A 19049-nucleotide genomic window follows, 5' to 3' on the forward strand; every position below is an offset into this window, starting at 1 on the left:
GCGAAGCCGAGAGCCTGGGGGCGCGTGCCGGGCACCTCGGGCGCCGTGCGGGATTTGTCAGACATCCCCTACCTCTCCGGTGGCCTTGTCGGGTACCAGGGCGAGGCTGATGATGTGGCGGATGCGGCCGTCGCCGGGTGCGTGGCCTGTGCGGCGGGCGACCAGCGCCTCCAACTCCTCCACCAGTTCGGCGAATTCCTCGGGGGTCGCCCATACCGCTCCCTGCCGGTAGAGGACGCCCTCGCGCGGGGGGTCGGCGTCGTCGCGGGAGAGGTAGCGGTCGAGGTCGGCCATCATCGCCCCGGTGAAGACGGTGAAGGCCTGCCGGTGGTCGTCCTTGGTCATGCCGGCGCGGGCTTCTTCGTCGACGAGGGCCTCGTCCTGGCGGACCCGGTAGCTGCGTTCGACCGTCCCGCGTACGGGTCTTTCCTGGACCACTTCCAGGATGCCGGCCTTGGCGAGTGTCGCGACGTGCCGGTACATGCTGGCCGGTGAGACGTCCGGGAGGCGTTCCCTGAGCTGGGCGGTGGTCAGTTCACCGGCGCCGACCAGGGTCTGGAGGATGCGCATCCGGACCGGGTGGAGGAGGAGATTCGCGGTTGCCATAACTCCATGATCTCACATCTGATAACGTTCTCGCAGTTGAGAACGGTTGGCGTTCGCAACGGCGTCCGCAGTGGCGCCTGAAACGAAAGAGGCGGAGCCTTGCCCGACATCGACATGACGGTCACCGCGGACGACGGGACCCCGCTGGCCGGCAGCCTGACGCTGCCCGTCGGCCCCGGCCCGCACCCGGCCGTCCTGCTGCTGCACGGCTCCGGCCCGCTGGACCGCGACGGCAACACTCCGAAGCTCCCGGTGAACCTGGCCCGGCCGGTGGCCGAGGCCCTCGCGGCGCGCGGGATCGCCACCCTGCGCTACGACCGTCGCGGCAGCGGCGCCACCCCGGGCGACTGGCGGGCCGCCGGCTTCACCGACAACCGGCGGGACGCGACCGCGGCCGTGCGCGCCCTGGCGGGCAGGGCCGACATCCACGCGGACGCGATCGGCGTGATCGGTCACAGCGAGGGCGCGCTGCACGCCATGGCGCTGGCGGCCCGGACGGACGTGCGGGCGGTGGTGCTGCTGGCCGGCTTCGCCGGCCTGGGCGAGGACGCCTTCCGCCGGCAGGGACGCTCGATCGTCGGGAGCATGCCCGCTCCCGTCCGGCTGCTGCACCGGCCGCTGGCGGGACTGGGCAGCCGGATCCTCGCCCGGGTGAAGAAGACCCGGACGGATGTGGCGCGCGTGGCCGGAGCCAAGGTCAACGCACGCTGGCTGCGGGAGATGCTCGTCCATGACACCCGGGACGACCTCGCCGTCATCGCCGCCCCGGTCCTCGCCGTCACCGGCGACAAGGACCTCCAGGTCGACCCGGACGCCCTGAAGGAGATCGCCCGGCTGGTCCCCGGCGGCGCGGAGACCCATCGCGTCGACGACCTCACCCACGTCCTGCGGCGCGACTTCGGGCGCCCCGCCCTGAACTCCTACCGCCGCCTGCTACGCGAGCCGGTCGACCCCGGCCTGCTCGACCTCGTCGCCGAATGGCTCACCCGCCACCTGGCCACGGCCACTCGGGAGACGCCCGCCGAGAGCCGGTCCGCCACCTCCTGATCTCCCGTCACCCTGCGCTCCGGGTCCGGGCGCACACCCCGCCCGGACCGTACGCACACCACGACCGGCATGACGCTCGCCCCCAGGTGCGACGCCCCGGGCCACGCACCCCAAGAGGGCTGCCCCCGCCCGTCGACGACGGCGCAACACCCTGAGGCGAGCCCCACAGGCACCCCACGCGCACGACGTTCCACGACTCCGAACAGCCCACGACGAAGGACGCCTTGGCATGTCCACATCAGACACCACTGTGCCCGCGAACCCCGCTGACCCCGCGGGCCCCGATCGCCGCAGCGCCGACCTGACGCTCTTCATGATCATCACTTTCGGTGTGAGCTGGGCCTGCTGGGGCACCGCGATCGGCCTCGGCGGACCGGCGACCCCGGACGCCCCCACGTACGTCCCCTTCCTGCTCGGCGCCTTCGGCCCGCTGGCAGGTGCCCTGGTGATCCGTATCCGGCGCAAGCGGCGGGGTGAGCCGGTCCCGGCACACGCGGTCCGGTTCCGCCCGGCCGCCCTGCTCCAGGCGCCGCTGCTCATGGTCGCCGCCTCGGGAGCCGTCCTGTTCGCCGCGGTGATCGGGCAGGCGGCCGGGGACACCGCGCTGAGCTGGTCGGACGCGCAGGGCGTGATGAAGGGGATGGGCGGCCCCGCGGCGTTCCTGGTGAGCATGGTCATCTCCGGTCCGCTCTCCGAGGAACCGGGCTGGCGCGGTACCGCCTACCCCCGGCTGCGCGCCACGATGGGCCGCTTCCAGATCGCTCTGGTGCTCGGTGTCGTCTGGGCCGTGTGGCACATGCCGCTCTTCTTCATCGAGGGCACCGTCCAGAACCACCTGGGCCTCACCACCCCGGGCGGCGTGCTCTTCGCCGTCGGCAACATCCCCATGGCCATGCTGGTCACCTGCGCCTACGAGCGAGCCGGCATCCTCGCCTCGATCGCCGTGCACTTCGCCGTCAACACCACGATGGTCCTGCTGAACGTGACCACCCCCGCGACCCAGGCCTTGATCACGGGCTGCCAGATCATCCTCATCGCCCTGCTCCTGCTCACCGGCCGCCGGACGGCCGCACCCGGCACGGACACACCGGCCGAGGTGCCGGTCCGCCCCGCGCAGGACACCGTTGAGGCGCACTAAGGGGTGTCCGCCCCGGACTCCCCGGCAGTCGCCCCAGTCGATGACGCAGGCCGGAGGCGCGCGGGCGGAGCGGGAGCTGGTGGACCGGGCGGGCCCGGGCGGGCTGCCGCAGGGCGTGCTCTTCGCCAACGACCGGATGGCCGTGGGCCGCCCTGCACGCCCTCGCCCGCCGGGGTCTGCGGGTACCGGAGGATCTCGCGGTCACCGGGTTCGACGGCATTCCGCTGGGCCGCATGGTGCGGCCCGCGCTGACCACCGTCCGGCAGCCGGTGCGCCGGCTCGGCGAGGAGGCGGTCGAGCTGCTGGTCCGCCGCCTGGCCGAGGACCGGGGCGGCGAGCCGGAGTCGCGGGTGCTGCCGGTCGAGGTGGTCCGCCGCGCCAGTTGCGGCTGCGGGCACCAGGCGTAGGGCGAGCACGGCGAAGCGCCGGGTGGGGGCGGCCCGTACGCTCCGGGCCATGAAGATACTGGTCTCGGTCGACATGGAGGGCGTCTCGGGGATCGTGCATCCCAGCGAGACCAACCCGGAGCGTCACGACTACGGGCGCGGACGCGCGCTGATGACGGCCGAGGCCAACGCCGCCGTCGCCGGCGTCCTCGACGCCGAGCCCGACGCCGAGGACGGGCTGCGCGTCGCGGGGGTACCTCGCCCGGAGCGCCCTGGACACCTACGGATGGGGCTCGTACCGGCCGGTGTTCGGCCTCCTCGCCGTCGACTGGCAGAGCTGCGAGCGCGCCGCCCGCCCGTCGGCGGACTGGCTCGGCTGGCTGGGGCGTACCCGGGAGCTGCCGGGACGCGAGGGCTGAGCGCGAGGAGTACAACCCTGCCCGGGGGGTCGGCGTCGTACCAGGTGTACTTGACCGGCGAACGAAGGAAGACGGCATGGCCTGGATGCGACGCCCCGACACCCTTACGACCCGGCGCGGGCGGTCCGGCAGAGCCGCGGTCCCGCTGGCGGCGGCGCTGCTCGTCTCCGGCGGGCTGAGCGCGGCCGTGCTGGCCCCAGGGACGGCGGTGGCGGCGGACAAGGGTGAAGCCGCGGCCGTGGACGACTTCAATGGCGACGGTTACGCGGACCTCGTCACCGGCGCTCCGGGCGGCACGGTCTCCGGCAAGGCCGGTGCCGGGTACGTCGCGGTGACCTACGGCTCCGAGAAGGGCCTCGCGCCCGCCCCCGGCGCGGTGGTGAGCCGGTCGACCGCGGGGGTGCCGGGCACGGCCACGGCCAAGCAGCGGTTCGGGGAGGCCTTCGCCAAGGGCGACCTGGACGGCGACGGCTACAGCGACCTGGTGGTCGGCTCGGCCACCGCCACCCCGGGCGCCGTCGTCCTGTGGGGCTCGCCCAAGGGGCTGACCGGCGGCACTGCCGTCTCCGACTTCGGACAGGCCCCGCAGGTGGGCGACTTCGACGGCGACGGCCAGGCGGACCTGGCGCTCTTCGGCGCCGCCGAAGTCGAGGGCGACGACCCGGTCACCCAGGAGGCCCGCCTCCTCAAGGGCCCGCTGGCCCGCGACGGCGCCCCGGCGAAGCAGCTGGACTTCCTCGACCGGTCCGAGTGGTGGGGGTACGGCAGCGACGGCCCGGCCTGTGCCGACGACGACTCGTGCGTGGACGGCCCGGCCTCCGTCGGCGGCCCCGTCCAGCCGAAGGCCGTCGGCGACGTCGACGGCGACGGCTCGGACGACCTCGTCACCTGGCTCTACGAGGGCGACGGCGTCTGGGCCCACCACCTGTTCACCGGCAGCGCCACCGGCTTCCGTGACGTCAGTGAGGCCGGCCCGATCGGCAGCAGCGGCGACGACGCGGCCGTCGACATCGGCGACGTGGACGGCGACGGTTACGACGACGTGGTGACCGGCAGCGGCGCCGCCACCGCCAAGGTCACCGTCGCCTACGGCTCGGCCTCGGGTCTCTCGGGCCGCGAGGACTCCTTCGACCAGAGCCTGCCCGGCTTCTACGGCGCCCAGGAGAAGGGCGACCGGCTCGGCTCCTGCGTGGCGGTGGCCGACGTGACCGGTGACGGGCGGGCCGAGATCGCGCTCGGGATCAGCGGCGAGGACTTCAGCGGGCTGAAGGACGCCGGTTCCGTCGCCCTGCTGCACGGCTCGGCCACCGGGGTGACCGGTGAGGGCAGCCAGGTCCTGCACCAGAACACCGCCGGGGTGCCCGGTGTGGCCGAGAGCGGCGACGCCTTCGGCGCGGCCTGCGCCCTGCTCGACACCGATGGCGACGGCCACCGGGACCTGGTCGCCTCCTCGGCCGAGGAGAACGAGGCGGCGGGCGCGGTGTGGGCGCTGCGCGGCACGGGTGAGGGGCTGACCGTGGAGGGTGGCTCCGCGTTCGGTCCGGGCCACGTGGACGGTCCTGTCACGAAGGCGCGGTTCGGCAGCTTCCTGCGCTGACCGCTCGCCGCCGAGTGGCTGAGGGGCGCTCTTCCCCGACTCCGAAAGACGATCAAGGGCGGGGGGGTCCGGGGCGTACGCGCCGGAGCGCCCCGGCGGGTGATCCGCCGGGGCGCTCCGGTACGAGTGGGGGAAGGCGGCCCCGTTACGGCAGCCAGGCCTTCCAGGTCGACTCGTTGGCCTCGACCCACTTCTCGGCGGCCTCCTGCGGGTCCATCTTCTGGTCGGCGATCCACAGGGAGACCTGGTTCTGGTCCTCGGTGGTCCACTCGAAGTTCTTCAGGAACTCCGCGGCCTCGCCGCCGTTCTCCGCGAAGTCCGTGTTCAGGTACTTCTGGAGCGGGGTCTCGGGGTAGGCGCAGGCGACCTTGTCGGGGTCGGCGTCACAGCCCTCCTCGTACGCGGGCAGCTCCACCTCCGTCATCGGCACCTTCTCGAAGAGCCACTGGGGCTGGTACCAGTAGGTCAGGAAGGGCTTCTTCTCCTTGGCGAACTGCTTGATCTGGGTGATCTGCGCGGCCTCGGAGCCGGCGAAGACGACCTGGTAGTCCAGGCCGAGGTTCTTCACCAGGGCCTTGTCGTTGGTGACGTAGGACGGCGAGCCGTCCATCAGCTGGCCCTCGCCGCCGCTCTCGGGGGTGCGGAGCTGGTCGGCGTACTTGTTGAGGTTCTTCCAGTGGGTGACGTCCGGGTGCTTCTTCGCGAAGTACGTCGGGACGAACCAGCCGATGTGGCCGGTGACGCCGACGTCCCCGGCGGCGGTGATCGTCTTCTTGTCGTCGACGTACCGCTTCTCCTCCTCCGGGTGCCCCCAGTCCTCCAGGATGGCGTCGACCCGCCCCTGGCTGAGCGCGTCCCAGGCCGGGACCTCGTCGATCTGCACGGTGTCGACGCGGTAGCCGAGCTCCTGCTCCAGGAGGTACTGGGCGACGGCGACGTTGGCCTGGGCGCCGACCCAGGACTGGAGGGAGAGGGTCACCGACTTGCCGTCCCCGGCGTTGGCGTACGGCGACGCCTGCTGGGTCATGTCGGCGGCGCCGCAGCCGGCCACGGCGAGCAGGGCGCCGCTCGCGGTGAGGGCGGCGGCGGTGCGGGCGGCCCGGCGCGATGGGATCGGCCTCATGTCAGGCCCCCTTCGTCGTGGTGCGGCGTTCGGTGGGCTGGGTGACGCGGTCGAGCATCAGGCCGAGGCAGACGATCGCGGTACCGGCGACGAGCCCGACGGCGAGGTCGCCCTGGGCGAGGCCGAACACCACGTCGTAGCCGAGCGCGCCACCGCCGACCAGGCCGCCGATGATGACGACGGCGAGGACCAGGACGACGCCCTGGTTGACGGCGAGCAGCAGCGAGGAGCGGGCCAGCGGCAGCTGGACCTGGCGGATCTGCTGGCCGCTGGTGGCGCCGAGCGAGCGGGCCGACTCCAGCGCTCCGGCGTCGACGCCGCGCAGCCCCTGCGTGGTGATGCGGACGACGGCGGGCAGCGCGTAGACCACCGCGGCGGCGACCGCCGGGGCGCGGCCGACGCCGAAGAGGGCGACGACCGGGATCAGGTACACGAACTGCGGCATCGTCTGGAAGACGTCCAGGACGGGCCTGAGCGCCGATTCGACCCGGTTGGAGCGGGCGGCGGCGATGCCGGTGGCGAAGCCGAGCACGAGGGTGACGGCGACGGCGGCGAGGACCTGGGAGAGGGTGTCGAGCGACGGCGCCCAGACGCCGAGGACGCCGATCGCGGCCATCGCGAGGGTGGCGGTGAACGCGGTGCGCCAGGTGCCGATGAGCCAGGCGAGGGCGGCGACGATCAGCAGCAGGCCCCACCAGGGCAGCCACTGGAGGCCGTCGCGGACCGGGTCGAGGACCCAGGTGGTGAAGTGCCCGGCCCAGTCGGCGGTGCCGCCGATGAAGGGCACCCCGGAGTAGAGGTGGTCGGTCATCCAGTCGACGGCCTTGTTGACCGGTCCGGCGATGCCGTAGGTCCAGCTGGTGGGCCACTCCAGGGCGGAGGCGAACCGGGTGCCGAGCGCCACGGCGAGGGCGGCGACGGCGGCCACGGCCCAGCCGACGGCCGGGGTCAGGCCGCCCGCGGGGGCTTCCCCGGCGCCGATGCGGCGGCCCGCGGCGGCGGTGGTGCGGTCGAGGACGACGGCGAGCAGCACGATGGGGATGCCCGCGGCGAGCGCGGCGCCCACGTCGACGGAGGCGAGCGCCTGGTAGACGCGGTCACCGAGGCCGCCGGCGCCGATGACGGAGGCGATCACGGCCATCGACAGGGCCAGCATGATCGTCTGGTTGACGCCGAGGAGGAGTTCCTTGCGGGCCAGCGGCAGCCGGGCGGTGAAGAGCCGCTGCCGGGCCGTGGTGCCGAGCGAGGTGACGGCCTCCATGACGCCCGCGTCGGCGCCGCGCAGGCCGAGCGCGGTGAGCCGGGCCATGGGCGGGGCGGCGTAGACGACGGTGGCGAGGACGGCGGCGGGGACGCCGATGCCGAAGATCAGGACGACGGGGAGCAGGTAGGCGAAGGCCGGGAGGACCTGCATGGTGTCCAGGACCGGCCGCAGCAGCCGGAAGACCCGGTCCCAGAGGCCCGCCGCGAGGCCGAGCAGGGCGCCGAGGACCACCGAGGCGAGGACCGCGACGATCATCAGGGCGAGGGTCTGCATGGTCGGCACCCACATGCCGAGGACGCCGCAGAGCAGGAAGGCGACGGCGGTACCGGCGGCGAGGCGCACCCCGGCGACGCGCCAGGCGATCAGCCCGGCGGCCACGGTGACCCCGGCCCAGCCGGCCGCGAGCAGCACCAGGTAGACGGCGCGTACGGAGAGGACGACAGCGCCTGAGACGTGGCCGAAGAAGTAGAGGAACAGCGGGTGGCTGTCGCGGTTGTCGATGATCCAGTCGCTGGCGGAGCCGAGCGGTCCGGAGACGTCGACGGTGAGCGCGTCGGGCCAGCTGCCCGACGCCCAGCGGGCGTGGGCGAGCGGCACCAGGACGGCGGCGAGGACCGCGAGGGCCAGCAGCTTGGTGAGGGCCGGGTGCCGGCGGACGAGGCCGCGGAGCCCGGCGCCGGTACTGCCCGGCGGGGCGGCGCTCGCGGTGGGGGCGGTGGTGGCGGCCATCAGACGACCGCCTCCCCCGCCTTCACGGCCGGACCGGCGGGGCCGGCGGGGCCGGGGTCCGCGCCCGCGACCACGCCGAGGAGCCGGTGGTGGTCGACGACGCCGAGGCAGCGGCCGTTGTCCACGACGCGGGCGGTCTCGCCGGTGCGGGCGACGGCCTCGATGGCCTGGGAGACGGTGGCGCCGGGGGCGAGGGCGGGGCCCTGCCCGGCCTCGTCGCCGGTGGCGGGGCGCATCGCGGTGCGCACGGTGAGGACCTGTTCGCGCGGCACGTCGCGGACGAAGTCACGGACGTAGTCGTCGGCGGGCGAGCCGACGATCTCCTCGGGGGTGCCGAGCTGGACGACGCGGCCGTCGCGCATGAGCGCGATGCGGTCTCCGAGGCGCAGCGCCTCGGAGAGGTCGTGGGTGATGAAGACCATGGTGCGGCCCTCCTCCCGGTGGAGCCGCTTGACCTCCTCCTGCATGTCACGCCGGATCAGCGGGTCCAGGGCGCTGAACGGCTCGTCGAAGAGGAGGACTTCGGGGTCGACGGCGAGAGCGCGGGCGAGGCCGACGCGCTGCTGCTGGCCGCCGGAGAGCTGGCCGGGGCGGCGGCCCTCCAGCCCTTCGAGACCGACCAGGGCGGCGGTCTCGGCGGCCTTGGCGCGGCGTTCGGCGCGCGGGACGCCCTGGATCTCCAGGCCGTAGGCGACGTTGTCCAGGACGGTGCGGTGCGGCAGCAGGCCGAAGTGCTGGAAGACCATCGCGGCGCGGCGGCGGCGCAGTTCGCGCAGCCGGTTCTTGTCCATGGCGCGGACGTCCTCGCCGTCCATGGTGAGCTTGCCCGCGGTGGGTTCGATGAGCCTGGTCAGGCAGCGGACCAGGGTGGACTTGCCGGAGCCGGAGAGGCCCATGACGACGAAGACCTCGCCCTGGCGGACGTCGAAGCTGACGTCGTGGACGGCGGCGGTGCAGCCGGTGGCGGCGCGCAGCTCGACGGGGTCGAGGGCGGCGAGCGCCGGGTCGGCGGGGACCCGCTCGGCTTTCGGGCCGAAGACCTTCCAGAGGTTCTCGACGGAGAAGACGGGGGTGTCCGTCGCGGCGGGGGCGTCCTGGCCCGGCGGCGTACTGGGAGTGGTGGCGACGCTCATCGGGCGTCACCGCCGAGCATCTCTGCGCACTTCTCTCCGACCATGAGGACTCCGATCATCGGGTTGACCGCCGGCATCGTCGGGAAGACGGAGGCGTCGGCGACGCGGATGTTGTGCAGGCCGCGGATCTTCAGTTCCGGGGTGACCACGGCGAGTTCGTCGTCCTCGGCGCCCATCCGGCAGGTTCCGGCGGGGTGGTAGACGGTGTGCGCGACCTTGCGGGCGTACTCGCTGAGCGCTTCGTCGTCGGTGATCCCGGGGCCGGGGGCGACCTCGCGCTTGAGCCAGCCGGCCAGCGGTTCGGTGCGGGCGATGCGCCGGGCGATCTTGATGCCGTCGACCAGGGTCTGGGCGTCGTAGTCGTCCTCGTCGGTGAAGTACCGGAAGTCGAGGGCCGGCTTGACCTCGGGGTCGGCGCTGGTCAGGTAGAGGCGGCCGCGGCTGTGCGGCTTGGGGATGTTGGGGGTCATCGACACGCCGTGCTCGGGGCGTTCGTAGCCCAGGCGCTCCGGGTTGTCGGTGAAGGGGATCTGGTAGAAGTGGAACATCAGGTCCGGGCCGCGTCCCTTGGGGTCGCGGCGGACGAAGAGCCCGGCGTCGCTGTCCATCGCCGAGTTCTCGGGTATGGGCCCGTCGGTCTCCCAGACGATGACCGACTCCGGGTGGTCGAGCAGGTTCTCGCCGACGCCCGGCAGGTCGTGGCGGACCGTGATGCCGAGCTTCTCCAGGTCGGCGCGGGGGCCGATGCCGGAGTGCATCAGCAGCCGCGGCGAGTCGACGGCACCGGCGCAGAGCAGCACCTCGCGGCCGGCCTCGACCAGGATCTCCTCGCCGTCCTTGGTGCGGACGTGCACGCCGGTGGCGCGGTCGCCGTCGAAGGCCAGCTCGTACGCCCAGGTCTCCAGCATGATGTGGAGGTTGGAGCGGTCCAGATACGGATGCAGGTACGCCACCGAGGCGGAGGAGCGCTTGTTGTTCTCCGGGTGGTAGGCCAAATCGAAGAAGCCGACGCCCTCGTTGAACGGCTTCTCGTTGAACCCGTCGACGTGCGGCACGCCGAGCGCGCCCTGCGCGGCGTCGACGAAGTCCCGCGCGATGGCGTTCCGGTCCTTCTCGTCCACCGCCACGATGTTGTTCTTCAGCCGCGCGAAGTACGCCTCCATCTGCACGGCGCCCCACCCCTCGGCGCCGGCGGTCTCCCACTCGTCCCAGTCGGAGGGGAGCGGCTTGAAGGCGATGAGGGTGTTGTGCGAGGAGCAGCCGCCGAGGACCTTGGCGCGGCTGTGCCGGATGTGGCTGTTGCCGCGTGGCTGCTCGGTGGTGGGGTAGTCGTAGTCGAGGTCGCCGCCGAGCAGGCCCATCCAGCGGCGGAGGGTGAGTACGTCGGGCCGGTCGATGTCGGAGGGGCCGCCCTCGATGATCGCGACGGTGGTGTCCGGGTTCTCGGTCAGCCGGGAGGCGATCACCGATCCTGCGGTGCCGCCGCCGATGACGACGTAGTCGTACGTGGGCATGGTTGCTCCTCCTTCACCTGCAAGGTGCTGCGCGTGGTGGGGCGTCGCCGCCTGGTGCGGCCGCCTGCGTGCTGCGGGACTTGCGGTCGTGGCTCTACGTCGGGGCGGGCGTCCCGGGTGGGGCGGGGCGTCCGGCGGGCCGTGGGGCCCGGGTCCGGCCGCCGGGGTCAGGTCCCGGCGGCCGGACGAATCGTGGGACCGGGATCAGCCCGCGAACCAGCGCACCGGCTTGGGGGCGAGGTTCTGGTAGACGTGCTTGGTCTCGCGGTACTCGGCGAGTCCGGCGGGGCCGAGTTCGCGGCCGGTGCCGGACTTGCCGAAGCCGCCCCATTCGGCCTGCGGCAGGTAGGGGTGGAAGTCGTTGATCCAGACGGTGCCGTGGCGCAGCCGGGCGGCGACCCGGCGGGCACGGCCCGCGTCGGTGGTCCAGACGGCTCCGGCGAGGCCGTACTCGGTGTCGTTGGCCAGCGCGACGGCCTCGTCCTCGGTGCGGAAGGTCTCCACGGTGAGGACCGGGCCGAAGACCTCCTCGCGGACGACGCGCATCTCGCGGTGGCAGCCGTCGAGGACGGTCGGCTCGTAGAAGTAGCCGGTGGCCGGGCGGACGTCGCTGGGCTCGGGCTGCTTGCCGCCGGTGCGCAGCACGGCGCCCTCCTGAAGCGCGGAGGCCACGTACGCCTGGGTCTTCTCCAGCTGGGTCTGGGAGACGAGGGGGCCGCACTCGACGCCGTCCTCGGTGCCCCGGCCGAGGCGGATGAGCCCGGCGCGGCGGGTCAGTTCGGTGACGAAGCGCTCGCGCGCCGACTCCTCGATGATCAGGCGCGAACCGGCGGAGCAGACCTGGCCGCTGTGGATGAAGGCGGCGTTGAGGGCCTGGTCGACGGCGGTGTCGAAGTCCTCGTCGGTGGCGCAGGCGTCGGCGAAGACCACGTTGGGATTCTTGCCGCCGAGTTCGAGGGCGACCTTCTTGACGGAGACGGCCGCGGCCTGGGCGACCTTGGTGCCGCTGACCAGCCCGCCGGTGAAGGAGACCAGGTCGACGTCGTCATGGTCGCCGAAGCGGGCACCGACGGTGTGGCCGGGGCCGGTCACCAGGTTGGCGACGCCCTCGGGCAGGCCGGCCTCGGCGAGCAGGCGGATCAGGGCGACGGTGCTGAGCGGGGTGACCTCACTGGGCTTGATGACGAAGGTGTTGCCCGCGGCGAGGGCCGGGGCCACCTTCCAACTGGCCTGGAGCAGCGGATAGTTCCACGGCGTGATGAGGCCGCAGACGCCGACCGGCTCGTGCACGACGACGCTGTGCACCTCGTCGGTCCCGGCGTCGACCACGCGGCCCGCGCCCTCGCCGACGACGAGGTCGGCGAAGTAGCGGAAGGCGTCGGCGACGCAGTCGACGTCGACGCGGCCCTCCTCGACGGTCTTGCCCGCGTCGCGGCTCTCCAGCAGGCCGATCTCCTCGCGGTCGCGGACCAGCAGGTCGGCGACGCGGCGGAGCAGCGCGGCCCGCTCGGCGACCGGTGTGCGCGGCCAGGGGCCGTGGTCGAAGGCGCGGCGGGCGGCGGCGATGGCGGCGTCCGCGTCCTCGGCGCCGCCCTCGGCGACCACCGTGAACGGCTGGGCGTCCGCCGGGTCGATGATCTCCCGGACGGCCCCCGACGCGGCTGCGCGCCACGTTCCGTCCACGTAAATGGTCTGTTCTGCCGACACGTCGTGTTTGCCTTTCGATCCAAGGGGTTCGCTGCGGCTGGCCTGCACGGCAGCCCGGTGCACCTGCCCCCTGGGGGTGGATTCCATGCCGTGAACAGGGGGCATCGTGGGATGGCTCACCGGCGCCGTATGGCATACCGCGCCTTAATCAGGCAAAGGGGATGCGACGGTCGGTCACGTGGGGGTGGCGGAGTGTGGGGGGTGTTGCCTTTCGGCCCCGCGCCGTTTCCGGTGGCCTCAAGCGCCGGCCGGGCTGGGATGTGGCTGGGCGCCGCTGGACCGTGCCGGTCAGAGATGGCCTCAACCGCCGGCCGGGCTGTCTTTGACCTTCCGTCCGCTCGACCGTGCCGGTCACCAATGGCCTCAAGCGCCGGGCCGGCTGGGATTTGGCTGAGCGCCGCTGCACCGTGCCGGATCAAGATGGCCTCAAACGCCGGCCGGGCTGGGGGTTGGCCGCGCCGCGTCTCGACCGTGCCGGTCACTGATTGGCCTCAAGCGCCGGCCAGGCTGGGGGGTCCGCGGTTTGTCCGCGGGGTGGCGCGGGCGGGGCCGCACCGGTGTACCTCCTCACAGACTGACGAGGCTGGAGCCAGTAGTGGGTTCTGGCTCCTCACGTCAGTCCGCTGCGGGGGCACCCCGGCCCGTCCCCGCCCTCCCGTCTCGCCGGCGGCCACCCGCCGGTGGTGCCGTACGCACGCGAAGCAGCCCCCGGCCGCCCGGATCACGGGCGGTCGGAGGCTGCTTCTGGGTCACCGTGACCACGTGGTCGGTGCGCTCGCGCGGTCACGGGAGACGGGGGGCCCGAAGGCCGGGGGTGGCTCAGATGAGGCCCAGGGCGCGGACGGCGTCGCGCTCCTCGGCCAGCTCCTGCACCGAGGCGTCGATGCGGGCGCGGGAGAACTCGTTGATGTCCAGGCCCTGGACGATCTCGTAGCCGCCGTTCCTGGTGGTCACCGGGAACGAGGAGATGAGGCCCTCGGGGACGCCGTACGAGCCGTCCGACGGGATGCCCATGGAGGTCCAGTTGCCCTCGGCGGTGCCGTTGACCCAGGTGTGGACGTGGTCGATGGCGGCGTTGGCGGCGGAGGCGGCCGAGGAGGCGCCGCGCGCCTCGATGATGGCCGCGCCGCGCTTGGCGACGGTCGGGATGAAGTCGTCGGCCAGCCACTGCTCGTCGCCCACGACCTCGGCGGCGTTCTTGCCCGCGATCTCCGCGTGGAAGATGTCCGGGTACTGGGTCGCCGAGTGGTTGCCCCAGATCGTCAGCTTCTTGATGTCCGAGACCTGCGCGCCGGTCTTCTTGGCCAGCTGCGACAGGGCGCGGTTGTGGTCGAGGCGGGTCATCGCGGTGAAGCGCTCGGCCGGTACGTCCGGGGCGGCGGCCTGGGCGATCAGGGCGTTGGTGTTGGCCGGGTTGCCGACGACCAGGACCTTGATGTCGTCCGCCGCGTGGTCGTTGATGGCCTTGCCCTGCGGCTTGAAGATGCCGCCGTTGGCCTCCAGCAGGTCACCGCGCTCCATGCCCTTGGTGCGGGGGCGGGCGCCGACCAGCAGCGCGACGTTGGCGCCCTCGAAGCCGACGTTCGGGTCGTCGGTGATCTCGATGCCCTGGAGCAGCGGGAAGGCGCAGTCGTCGAGCTCCATGGCGGTGCCCTCGGCGGCCTTGAGACCCTGCGGGATCTCCAGGAGGCGGAGCCGGACCGGCACGTCCGCGCCGAGCAGGTGGCCGGAGGCGATGCGGAACAGCAGCGCGTAGCCGATCTGGCCGGCCGCGCCGGTGACGGTGACATTCACGGGAGTGCGGGTCATGGCGATCTCCGTTAGACAGCGGGCGGTGGGGGCGTGCCCCAGGTGCGGTGGACCCACCGGGCCGGGCCCGGGCCGGTCATCCGGCACCCGGGTCGCGCGGCGCTGGATGATCGATCTCTTGGTATCAAGAGAGTTCCGGTGGTCAGGCTATCGCGCTCCCGGGGTGGCGCCAGTTGCGGGTGCTGTGGCGGGTCTCACGTGGGCACGGGGGCGCTCGGCGCCGTCACGAACACCTTGCAGGTGGCGGAAGAGCCCAACGTCACGTCCAACCCGACGCTTGACGGCTACCACCCGGCGGGGCGCGAGGCGATCGTGCGCGGGGTCTCCGCCGCCAAGGCGCGCGCACGCGAACTCGGGCACACCGGCCTGAGGATCGGATTCAACACGACCCCCCTCTTCGGGCCGGCAGCCTCCTTCGCCCGCGATCTGACCGAGCTCGGGGGCGAGGACTTCCTCACCGATCCGGACTACGCGGGCCTGGACTTCTTTCCCGATGTCTTCCAGCCCGTTGACGCGTCCGACCTCCCGCACGCCGTCGAGGGACTGCTACGTCATCACCGTGACTCGGTGCTGGCACCCGCCGGCCTGGGAGACCTGCCGCTCCACATCACCGAGCACGGCTGGCCCACCGGGCCCGACCGCTCCCCGCACCGGCAGGCCGACGTCGTCGAGGCCGTCGTGAAGGTGATCGCCGCCCGGTCGGAGCGACTCCACCTGCGCGGTTCCACGCATTTCGCACTGCGCGACGCCGACAGCACCCGCACGGGGCTGTTCCATCATTTCGGGCTCACCACCGACGACTACGCTCCCAAGCCCGCCTTCGACACCATGAAGAGGCTCGTCGAACGCTTCAGCGTCTGAGGGAAGGACGCGTGGGGGCCGTCCCTCCCGGAACCGCGGTCCGCCCCCAACCCCGGCCCCGGTGGACGCGGGGCCCGCCCCGCCCGCTCAAGGTGCGGGCGTGGCGCACCCCGTCGTCCCGCTGACCAGCGTGGCGCAGGCCTTCGCGTCGGCCGGGTCCTTGACGGCGAGCATCGCGGTGTAGGCGTCGAAGGCGGTGGTGACCTTGGCGCTCTCCTGGGCCTCGGCGCCGACGTCGATGGCGATCTCGTCGCCGACGGCGGCCTGGGTGATGCGGGCCCAGGCGGCCTCGCAGCTCTTGCTGTAGCGGATCTCCACCACGGTGGTGCCGACGGTGGCGGTGGCGCTGGTGACGGCCTGTTCGCCCGCGCACCCCATCTCCTCCGGGTCCTCCCCGGTGCAGTCGGCGCCCGCGCACTTGACGCCCGCCGGCAGCGGCTTGGCCGTCTTGGACGGCTTGGCGGCCGGCGGCGGGGCGGGGTCGTCGCCGGAGCTGAGGAGGAGCGCGCCGCCCGCGGCGATCAGGGCGACGGCGGCGGCCGCCCCGGCGAGGATCAACGGCAGGCGCTTGCCCTTGCCTTTGCCGCTCCCGCCGGACGGGCCACCGCCGGGCGGGGTCCCGGGCGGGACCGGGGCTCCGGGCGGCCCGGGCCGGCGCGGTACGGAGGGTATCGGCGGGGCCTCGCGGACGCCCGCCGCCGTCCCGGCGCGGGATGCGCCGCCGTCCGGGCCGTCGACCTTGGCGCGGGCCCCGGCCTTGGGGGCCCGGTGTCCGAGGTGCCCGAGGTCGATGCCCTGCGGCGGGGTGAAGTCGCCGAGGGCCGCCCGGGCCTGGGTGATGCGGATGGCCTCCATGGTCATGTCGTGCCGCATCTCGGAGCGGCTCCAGGCGCGCTCCGCCAGCTCCCACATGGTGGTGAGGTGGACCGGGTTGGTGCCGGTCGCCTCGGCCAGGGCGATGATCGCCCGCTTGGGCGCGAGCAGCCGCCCGTTGAGATAACGCTCCCAGGACGTCTTGCTGTACCCGGTGCGGTCCGAGACCGCGGCGACGCTCAGTCCGCTGCGGTCGACCAGCCGACGCAACTGTCCCGCGAACTCGCGGACCTGCGGATCGAGTTCCTCCGGCAGTGGTTTCCATCGAGCCATGACGTGCCCCCCATTCCCCCCGTACCTGCCCTGCTGCTGCTTCCCCGTGCGGTGTGCGGTCGCCCCCGGTGCCGCCGCTCCACCTTATTTCCCCCACGCACCTACCGGACCGGGTCCCTCCGGAAGTGCGGCCGCCGGTCGCGCGGTCGAGTTCCGACCTACCCCGAGGATGCGTCCGGCAAGGATGCCAGTTCCCGGTCACGGGGCGCAGGGGTGCACGGAGGCATCCGCCGCGCGCAACGCACGCCCCGACGAGGGAGCGGGCCGGGAAGACAGCCCTAGTCTCCCACTGGAATGCTTCACGCCGTCGCGGCGCTCGTTGCGGGATGGAAACACGGTGCCGGAACGGTCACTTCCGTGCGACAGCGCCCCGTCCGGCCTTGAGGTGCCCATGGCACCTCGCCCAGTCTGTACCAAGGCGCCCGCCCTCCGACGGGGGAGAGGACGGGCGCCCTTCTCCCGTTCCGGCCCGACGCCCACCGCTCGGTCACGGGGGCGGTCAGCGCCCGGGGGCGCACACCTCGGCGCCGTGCACCGGCAGCAGGCAGGCCCGCGCCCCGGCCGCCGTACCCGGCTGCGGTACACCGGTCATCAGCGACGCCTGGTACCCGGCGGCGGTCCGCTCGTCCACCGGCCCGGCGGTCCGGGCGGGCGCCCCGGGCAGCCGTAGCGCGAACCGGTCCCCCGCCTGGAGACCGCTGGCCCGCGCCCAGACGGCCCGGCAGTGCCGCCCGTACCGCACCTGGACGCGGCGCCCCTCGTCGGTGCGGTGCTCGGCGAGGGTCACCACGGCATCGGCCCGGTCGCATCCCATCGCGCCAGGGGGCAGACCGTCGCACTCCCGCCCGGTGCAGCCGTGCACGAGAGGGGCGTGCGCGCCCTCCTCCACGCCGGGCTCGGAGGCGGCGGCGTGCGGGGCGCGTTCGACGAACGCCTTCACCCCGACGCCCGCCCCGGCCGCGACCGCCAGCACCGCGCCCGCCGCCAGCCCCGACCACACCCGGCGCCGCCGGGGCAGCCGCCCGGCACCCAACTCCGCGACCGGCTCGCCCGGGACCTCCGGCGGCTCGGGTGGCGCGGGTGGCTCCGGCGGAGCGGGGGCCGTGTACGAAGCACGGCCGCTCCACTCGGCGTCGGCCAGCTCCCAGAGCGCCAGCATCCGCCCCGGCGGCTCCCCCGCCACCTGGCAGAGCGCCACCACGGCCGCCCTGGGGACGGGCTGGGCGCCGGAGAGGTACCGGCCCCAGGACGACTTGCTGTACGGGGTGGCGGCGGCGAGCCTGGCCAGGCTGTACCCGGACCGCTCGCGCAGGGAGCGCAGTTCGCCGAGCAGGCGGCGGCACTCCGGGGCCGTCCGGTCGGCGGTCATCGGCGCAGCTCCCCCCAGGTGTCGGGGCCGACGACGCCGTCCACCGGGATGCGCCGGTCGGCCTGGAAGCGCCGGACGGCCTCCGCGGAGCCCTGCCCGTACAGGCCGTCGACGGTGCCGGGGGCGAACCCGTGGTGGTGCAGCAGGCACTGCGCCTCGACGACATGCCAGCCGGAGCTGTTGACGTCGAGGTAGGCGGTGCGTTCGTCGCTGTGGCCCGCGCGCAGCAGCCCGCCGCGCCGGTGGACCTCGCAGGGGTGCTCCCGCCCGTGCCGCCAACGCTCCCCGTCCGGCCGCACCAGGTCGGGGCCGTCCGCGGGGCCCGGCCCGGCGGCGGGCGGCGGCCCGGAACCGGCGACCAGGCCGGTGGTCAGCCCCACGGCGAAGCCGAGCGCCAGCGCGCCGACGACGAGGGCGGCGGCCACCGCCTTACGCCGCCGCCCGCCCGGCGGGCCCGGCGGCTCGGGGTGCTCCGCGGCCGAGGAGCGCCCGGCGGGCCCCAGCTCCGGGCCGGGCACGGCCGTACCGGTGCTGTGCCCGTCGGCGGCCCGGTGCTCGGTGGCCACCTCGTGCAGGGCGAGCAGCCGCGTCGGGTCGACGCCGCAGAGCTCCGCGAGCCCGATGACGGCGGCGCGCGGGGCGGGGGCGCGCCCGCTGAGGTACCGCTCCCACGACGACCGGCTGTACCCGGTGCGGGCACCGAGCGCGGTGAGGCTGAGCCCGCTGTGGTCCTTCAGCCGCCGCAGTTGTACGACGAGCTGCCGCTCACGCCGGTCGAGCCCGGCGGGCAGTTCCGCCCAACGTGCCATGTGTGCCGCCCCTGTCACCCGCTCCGCCCGCCGTCGTCCGTCCCCGGCGGCCGCCTCCAGGCGAAGCATTGCGGACCAAAGCGCCGGCGGGGCGCAATACGCCCCGAAGTCACCCGATCCGGAGAATCCGCGGCGGGGATGCGCCGGAGCGTGCTGAGCGCGCGAGGAGGCACGTACGTCGCGTACGGCGCCCGTGCGGCGCGCGACGCGAAGCCACCCGCCCGCTCCAAGATGGCCTCAAGCGCCGGCCGGGCTGTTCTTTGGCGTCCTGTCCGCCCTGACCGTGCCGGTCCAAGATGGCCTCAAGCGCCGGCCGGGCTGAGTTTTGGCGTCTGCCCGGCCCGGCCGTGGCGGCCCCAAGACGGCCTCAAGCGCCGGCCGGGCTTGGGATT

General features: G+C 73.7%; 14 protein-coding genes and 2 pseudogenes. 6 read left to right on the top strand and 10 right to left on the bottom strand.

The window, feature by feature from the left end; translation table 11 throughout:
• Positions 1-57: 57 nt before the first annotated feature.
• Positions 58-606: a helix-turn-helix domain-containing protein gene (locus ACFWMZ_RS01305; RefSeq protein WP_383178993.1), complete on the bottom strand. Its 549-nt coding sequence runs from the start codon at positions 604-606 to the stop codon at positions 58-60.
• Between the two features lie 99 nt (positions 607-705).
• Here ACFWMZ_RS01305 and ACFWMZ_RS01310 point away from each other — a divergent pair, with 99 nt between their 5' ends.
• From ACFWMZ_RS01310 to ACFWMZ_RS01330, 5 genes and pseudogenes are all read left to right on the top strand, one after another.
• On the top strand, positions 706-1653 hold the full coding sequence (locus ACFWMZ_RS01310) for an alpha/beta hydrolase family protein (RefSeq protein ID WP_383178990.1): 948 nt from the start codon (positions 706-708) through the stop codon (positions 1651-1653).
• A gap of 229 nt (positions 1654-1882) precedes the next feature.
• Positions 1883-2791 carry a CPBP family intramembrane glutamic endopeptidase gene (locus ACFWMZ_RS01315; protein WP_383199024.1) on the top strand — a complete coding sequence of 303 codons (909 nt, stop codon included), beginning with the start codon at positions 1883-1885 and terminating at the stop codon, positions 2789-2791.
• Positions 2784-3198: pseudogene (locus ACFWMZ_RS01320) on the top strand (LacI family DNA-binding transcriptional regulator); the annotation flags it as partial. The gene ACFWMZ_RS01315 and the pseudogene ACFWMZ_RS01320, both read left to right, overlap by 8 nt.
• 49 nt (positions 3199-3247) lie before the next feature.
• Positions 3248-3409: pseudogene (locus tag ACFWMZ_RS01325) on the top strand (M55 family metallopeptidase); the annotation flags it as partial.
• Between the two features lie 263 nt (positions 3410-3672).
• Positions 3673-5193: an FG-GAP-like repeat-containing protein gene (locus ACFWMZ_RS01330; RefSeq protein ID WP_383199026.1), complete on the top strand. Its 1521-nt coding sequence runs from the start codon at positions 3673-3675 to the stop codon at positions 5191-5193.
• Between the two features lie 145 nt (positions 5194-5338).
• On the opposite strand, the gene ACFWMZ_RS01335 is transcribed toward ACFWMZ_RS01330, so the two are convergent.
• The 6 genes from ACFWMZ_RS01335 to ACFWMZ_RS01360 form a co-directional block, all read right to left on the bottom strand.
• Complete coding sequence (locus ACFWMZ_RS01335) at positions 5339-6316, bottom strand: ABC transporter substrate-binding protein (RefSeq protein WP_383199027.1); 978 nt, start codon at positions 6314-6316, stop codon at positions 5339-5341.
• 1 nt (position 6317) lies between these two features.
• A complete protein-coding gene (locus ACFWMZ_RS01340) occupies positions 6318-8309 on the bottom strand; it encodes an ABC transporter permease (RefSeq protein ID WP_383199029.1) in 1992 nt (663 codons plus the stop codon).
• Entirely contained in the window at positions 8309-9442 is a 1134-nt protein-coding gene (locus ACFWMZ_RS01345; RefSeq protein WP_383199031.1) for a glycine betaine/L-proline ABC transporter ATP-binding protein, read from the bottom strand. The genes ACFWMZ_RS01340 and ACFWMZ_RS01345 overlap by 1 nt, the downstream gene beginning before the upstream one ends.
• Positions 9439-10956, bottom strand: a complete 1518-nt coding sequence (locus ACFWMZ_RS01350) for a GMC family oxidoreductase (protein ID WP_383178975.1) — start codon at positions 10954-10956, stop codon at positions 9439-9441. The genes ACFWMZ_RS01345 and ACFWMZ_RS01350 overlap by 4 nt, the downstream gene beginning before the upstream one ends.
• A gap of 204 nt (positions 10957-11160) precedes the next feature.
• Positions 11161-12639, bottom strand: coding sequence for an aldehyde dehydrogenase family protein (locus ACFWMZ_RS01355; RefSeq protein WP_383199033.1), 1479 nt, complete (start codon positions 12637-12639; stop codon positions 11161-11163).
• 843 nt (positions 12640-13482) lie between these two features.
• Positions 13483-14472, bottom strand: a complete 990-nt coding sequence (locus tag ACFWMZ_RS01360) for a malate dehydrogenase (protein ID WP_383178969.1) — start codon at positions 14470-14472, stop codon at positions 13483-13485.
• A gap of 240 nt (positions 14473-14712) precedes the next feature.
• Between ACFWMZ_RS01360 and ACFWMZ_RS01365 the strand changes: the two genes are divergently transcribed.
• A complete protein-coding gene (locus ACFWMZ_RS01365) occupies positions 14713-15333 on the top strand; it encodes a hypothetical protein (RefSeq protein WP_383199035.1) in 621 nt (206 codons plus the stop codon).
• An 87-nt stretch (positions 15334-15420) separates the two neighbouring features.
• Here the strand turns inward: ACFWMZ_RS01365 and ACFWMZ_RS01370 are convergent, their stop codons facing one another.
• From ACFWMZ_RS01370 to ACFWMZ_RS01380, 3 genes are all read right to left on the bottom strand, one after another.
• Positions 15421-16479 carry a DUF2690 domain-containing protein gene (locus ACFWMZ_RS01370; RefSeq protein WP_383199037.1) on the bottom strand — a complete coding sequence of 353 codons (1059 nt, stop codon included), beginning with the start codon at positions 16477-16479 and terminating at the stop codon, positions 15421-15423.
• 499 nt (positions 16480-16978) lie between these two features.
• A complete protein-coding gene (locus ACFWMZ_RS01375) occupies positions 16979-17848 on the bottom strand; it encodes a helix-turn-helix domain-containing protein (RefSeq protein WP_383199039.1) in 870 nt (289 codons plus the stop codon).
• Positions 17845-18657: a helix-turn-helix domain-containing protein gene (locus ACFWMZ_RS01380; RefSeq protein WP_383178958.1), complete on the bottom strand. Its 813-nt coding sequence runs from the start codon at positions 18655-18657 to the stop codon at positions 17845-17847. The genes ACFWMZ_RS01375 and ACFWMZ_RS01380 overlap by 4 nt, the downstream gene beginning before the upstream one ends.
• Positions 18658-19049 lie beyond the last annotated feature (392 nt).

This window comes from Streptomyces sp. NPDC058373 (assembly GCF_042723275.1).
Classification (GTDB): Bacteria; Actinomycetota; Actinomycetes; order Streptomycetales; family Streptomycetaceae; genus Streptomyces.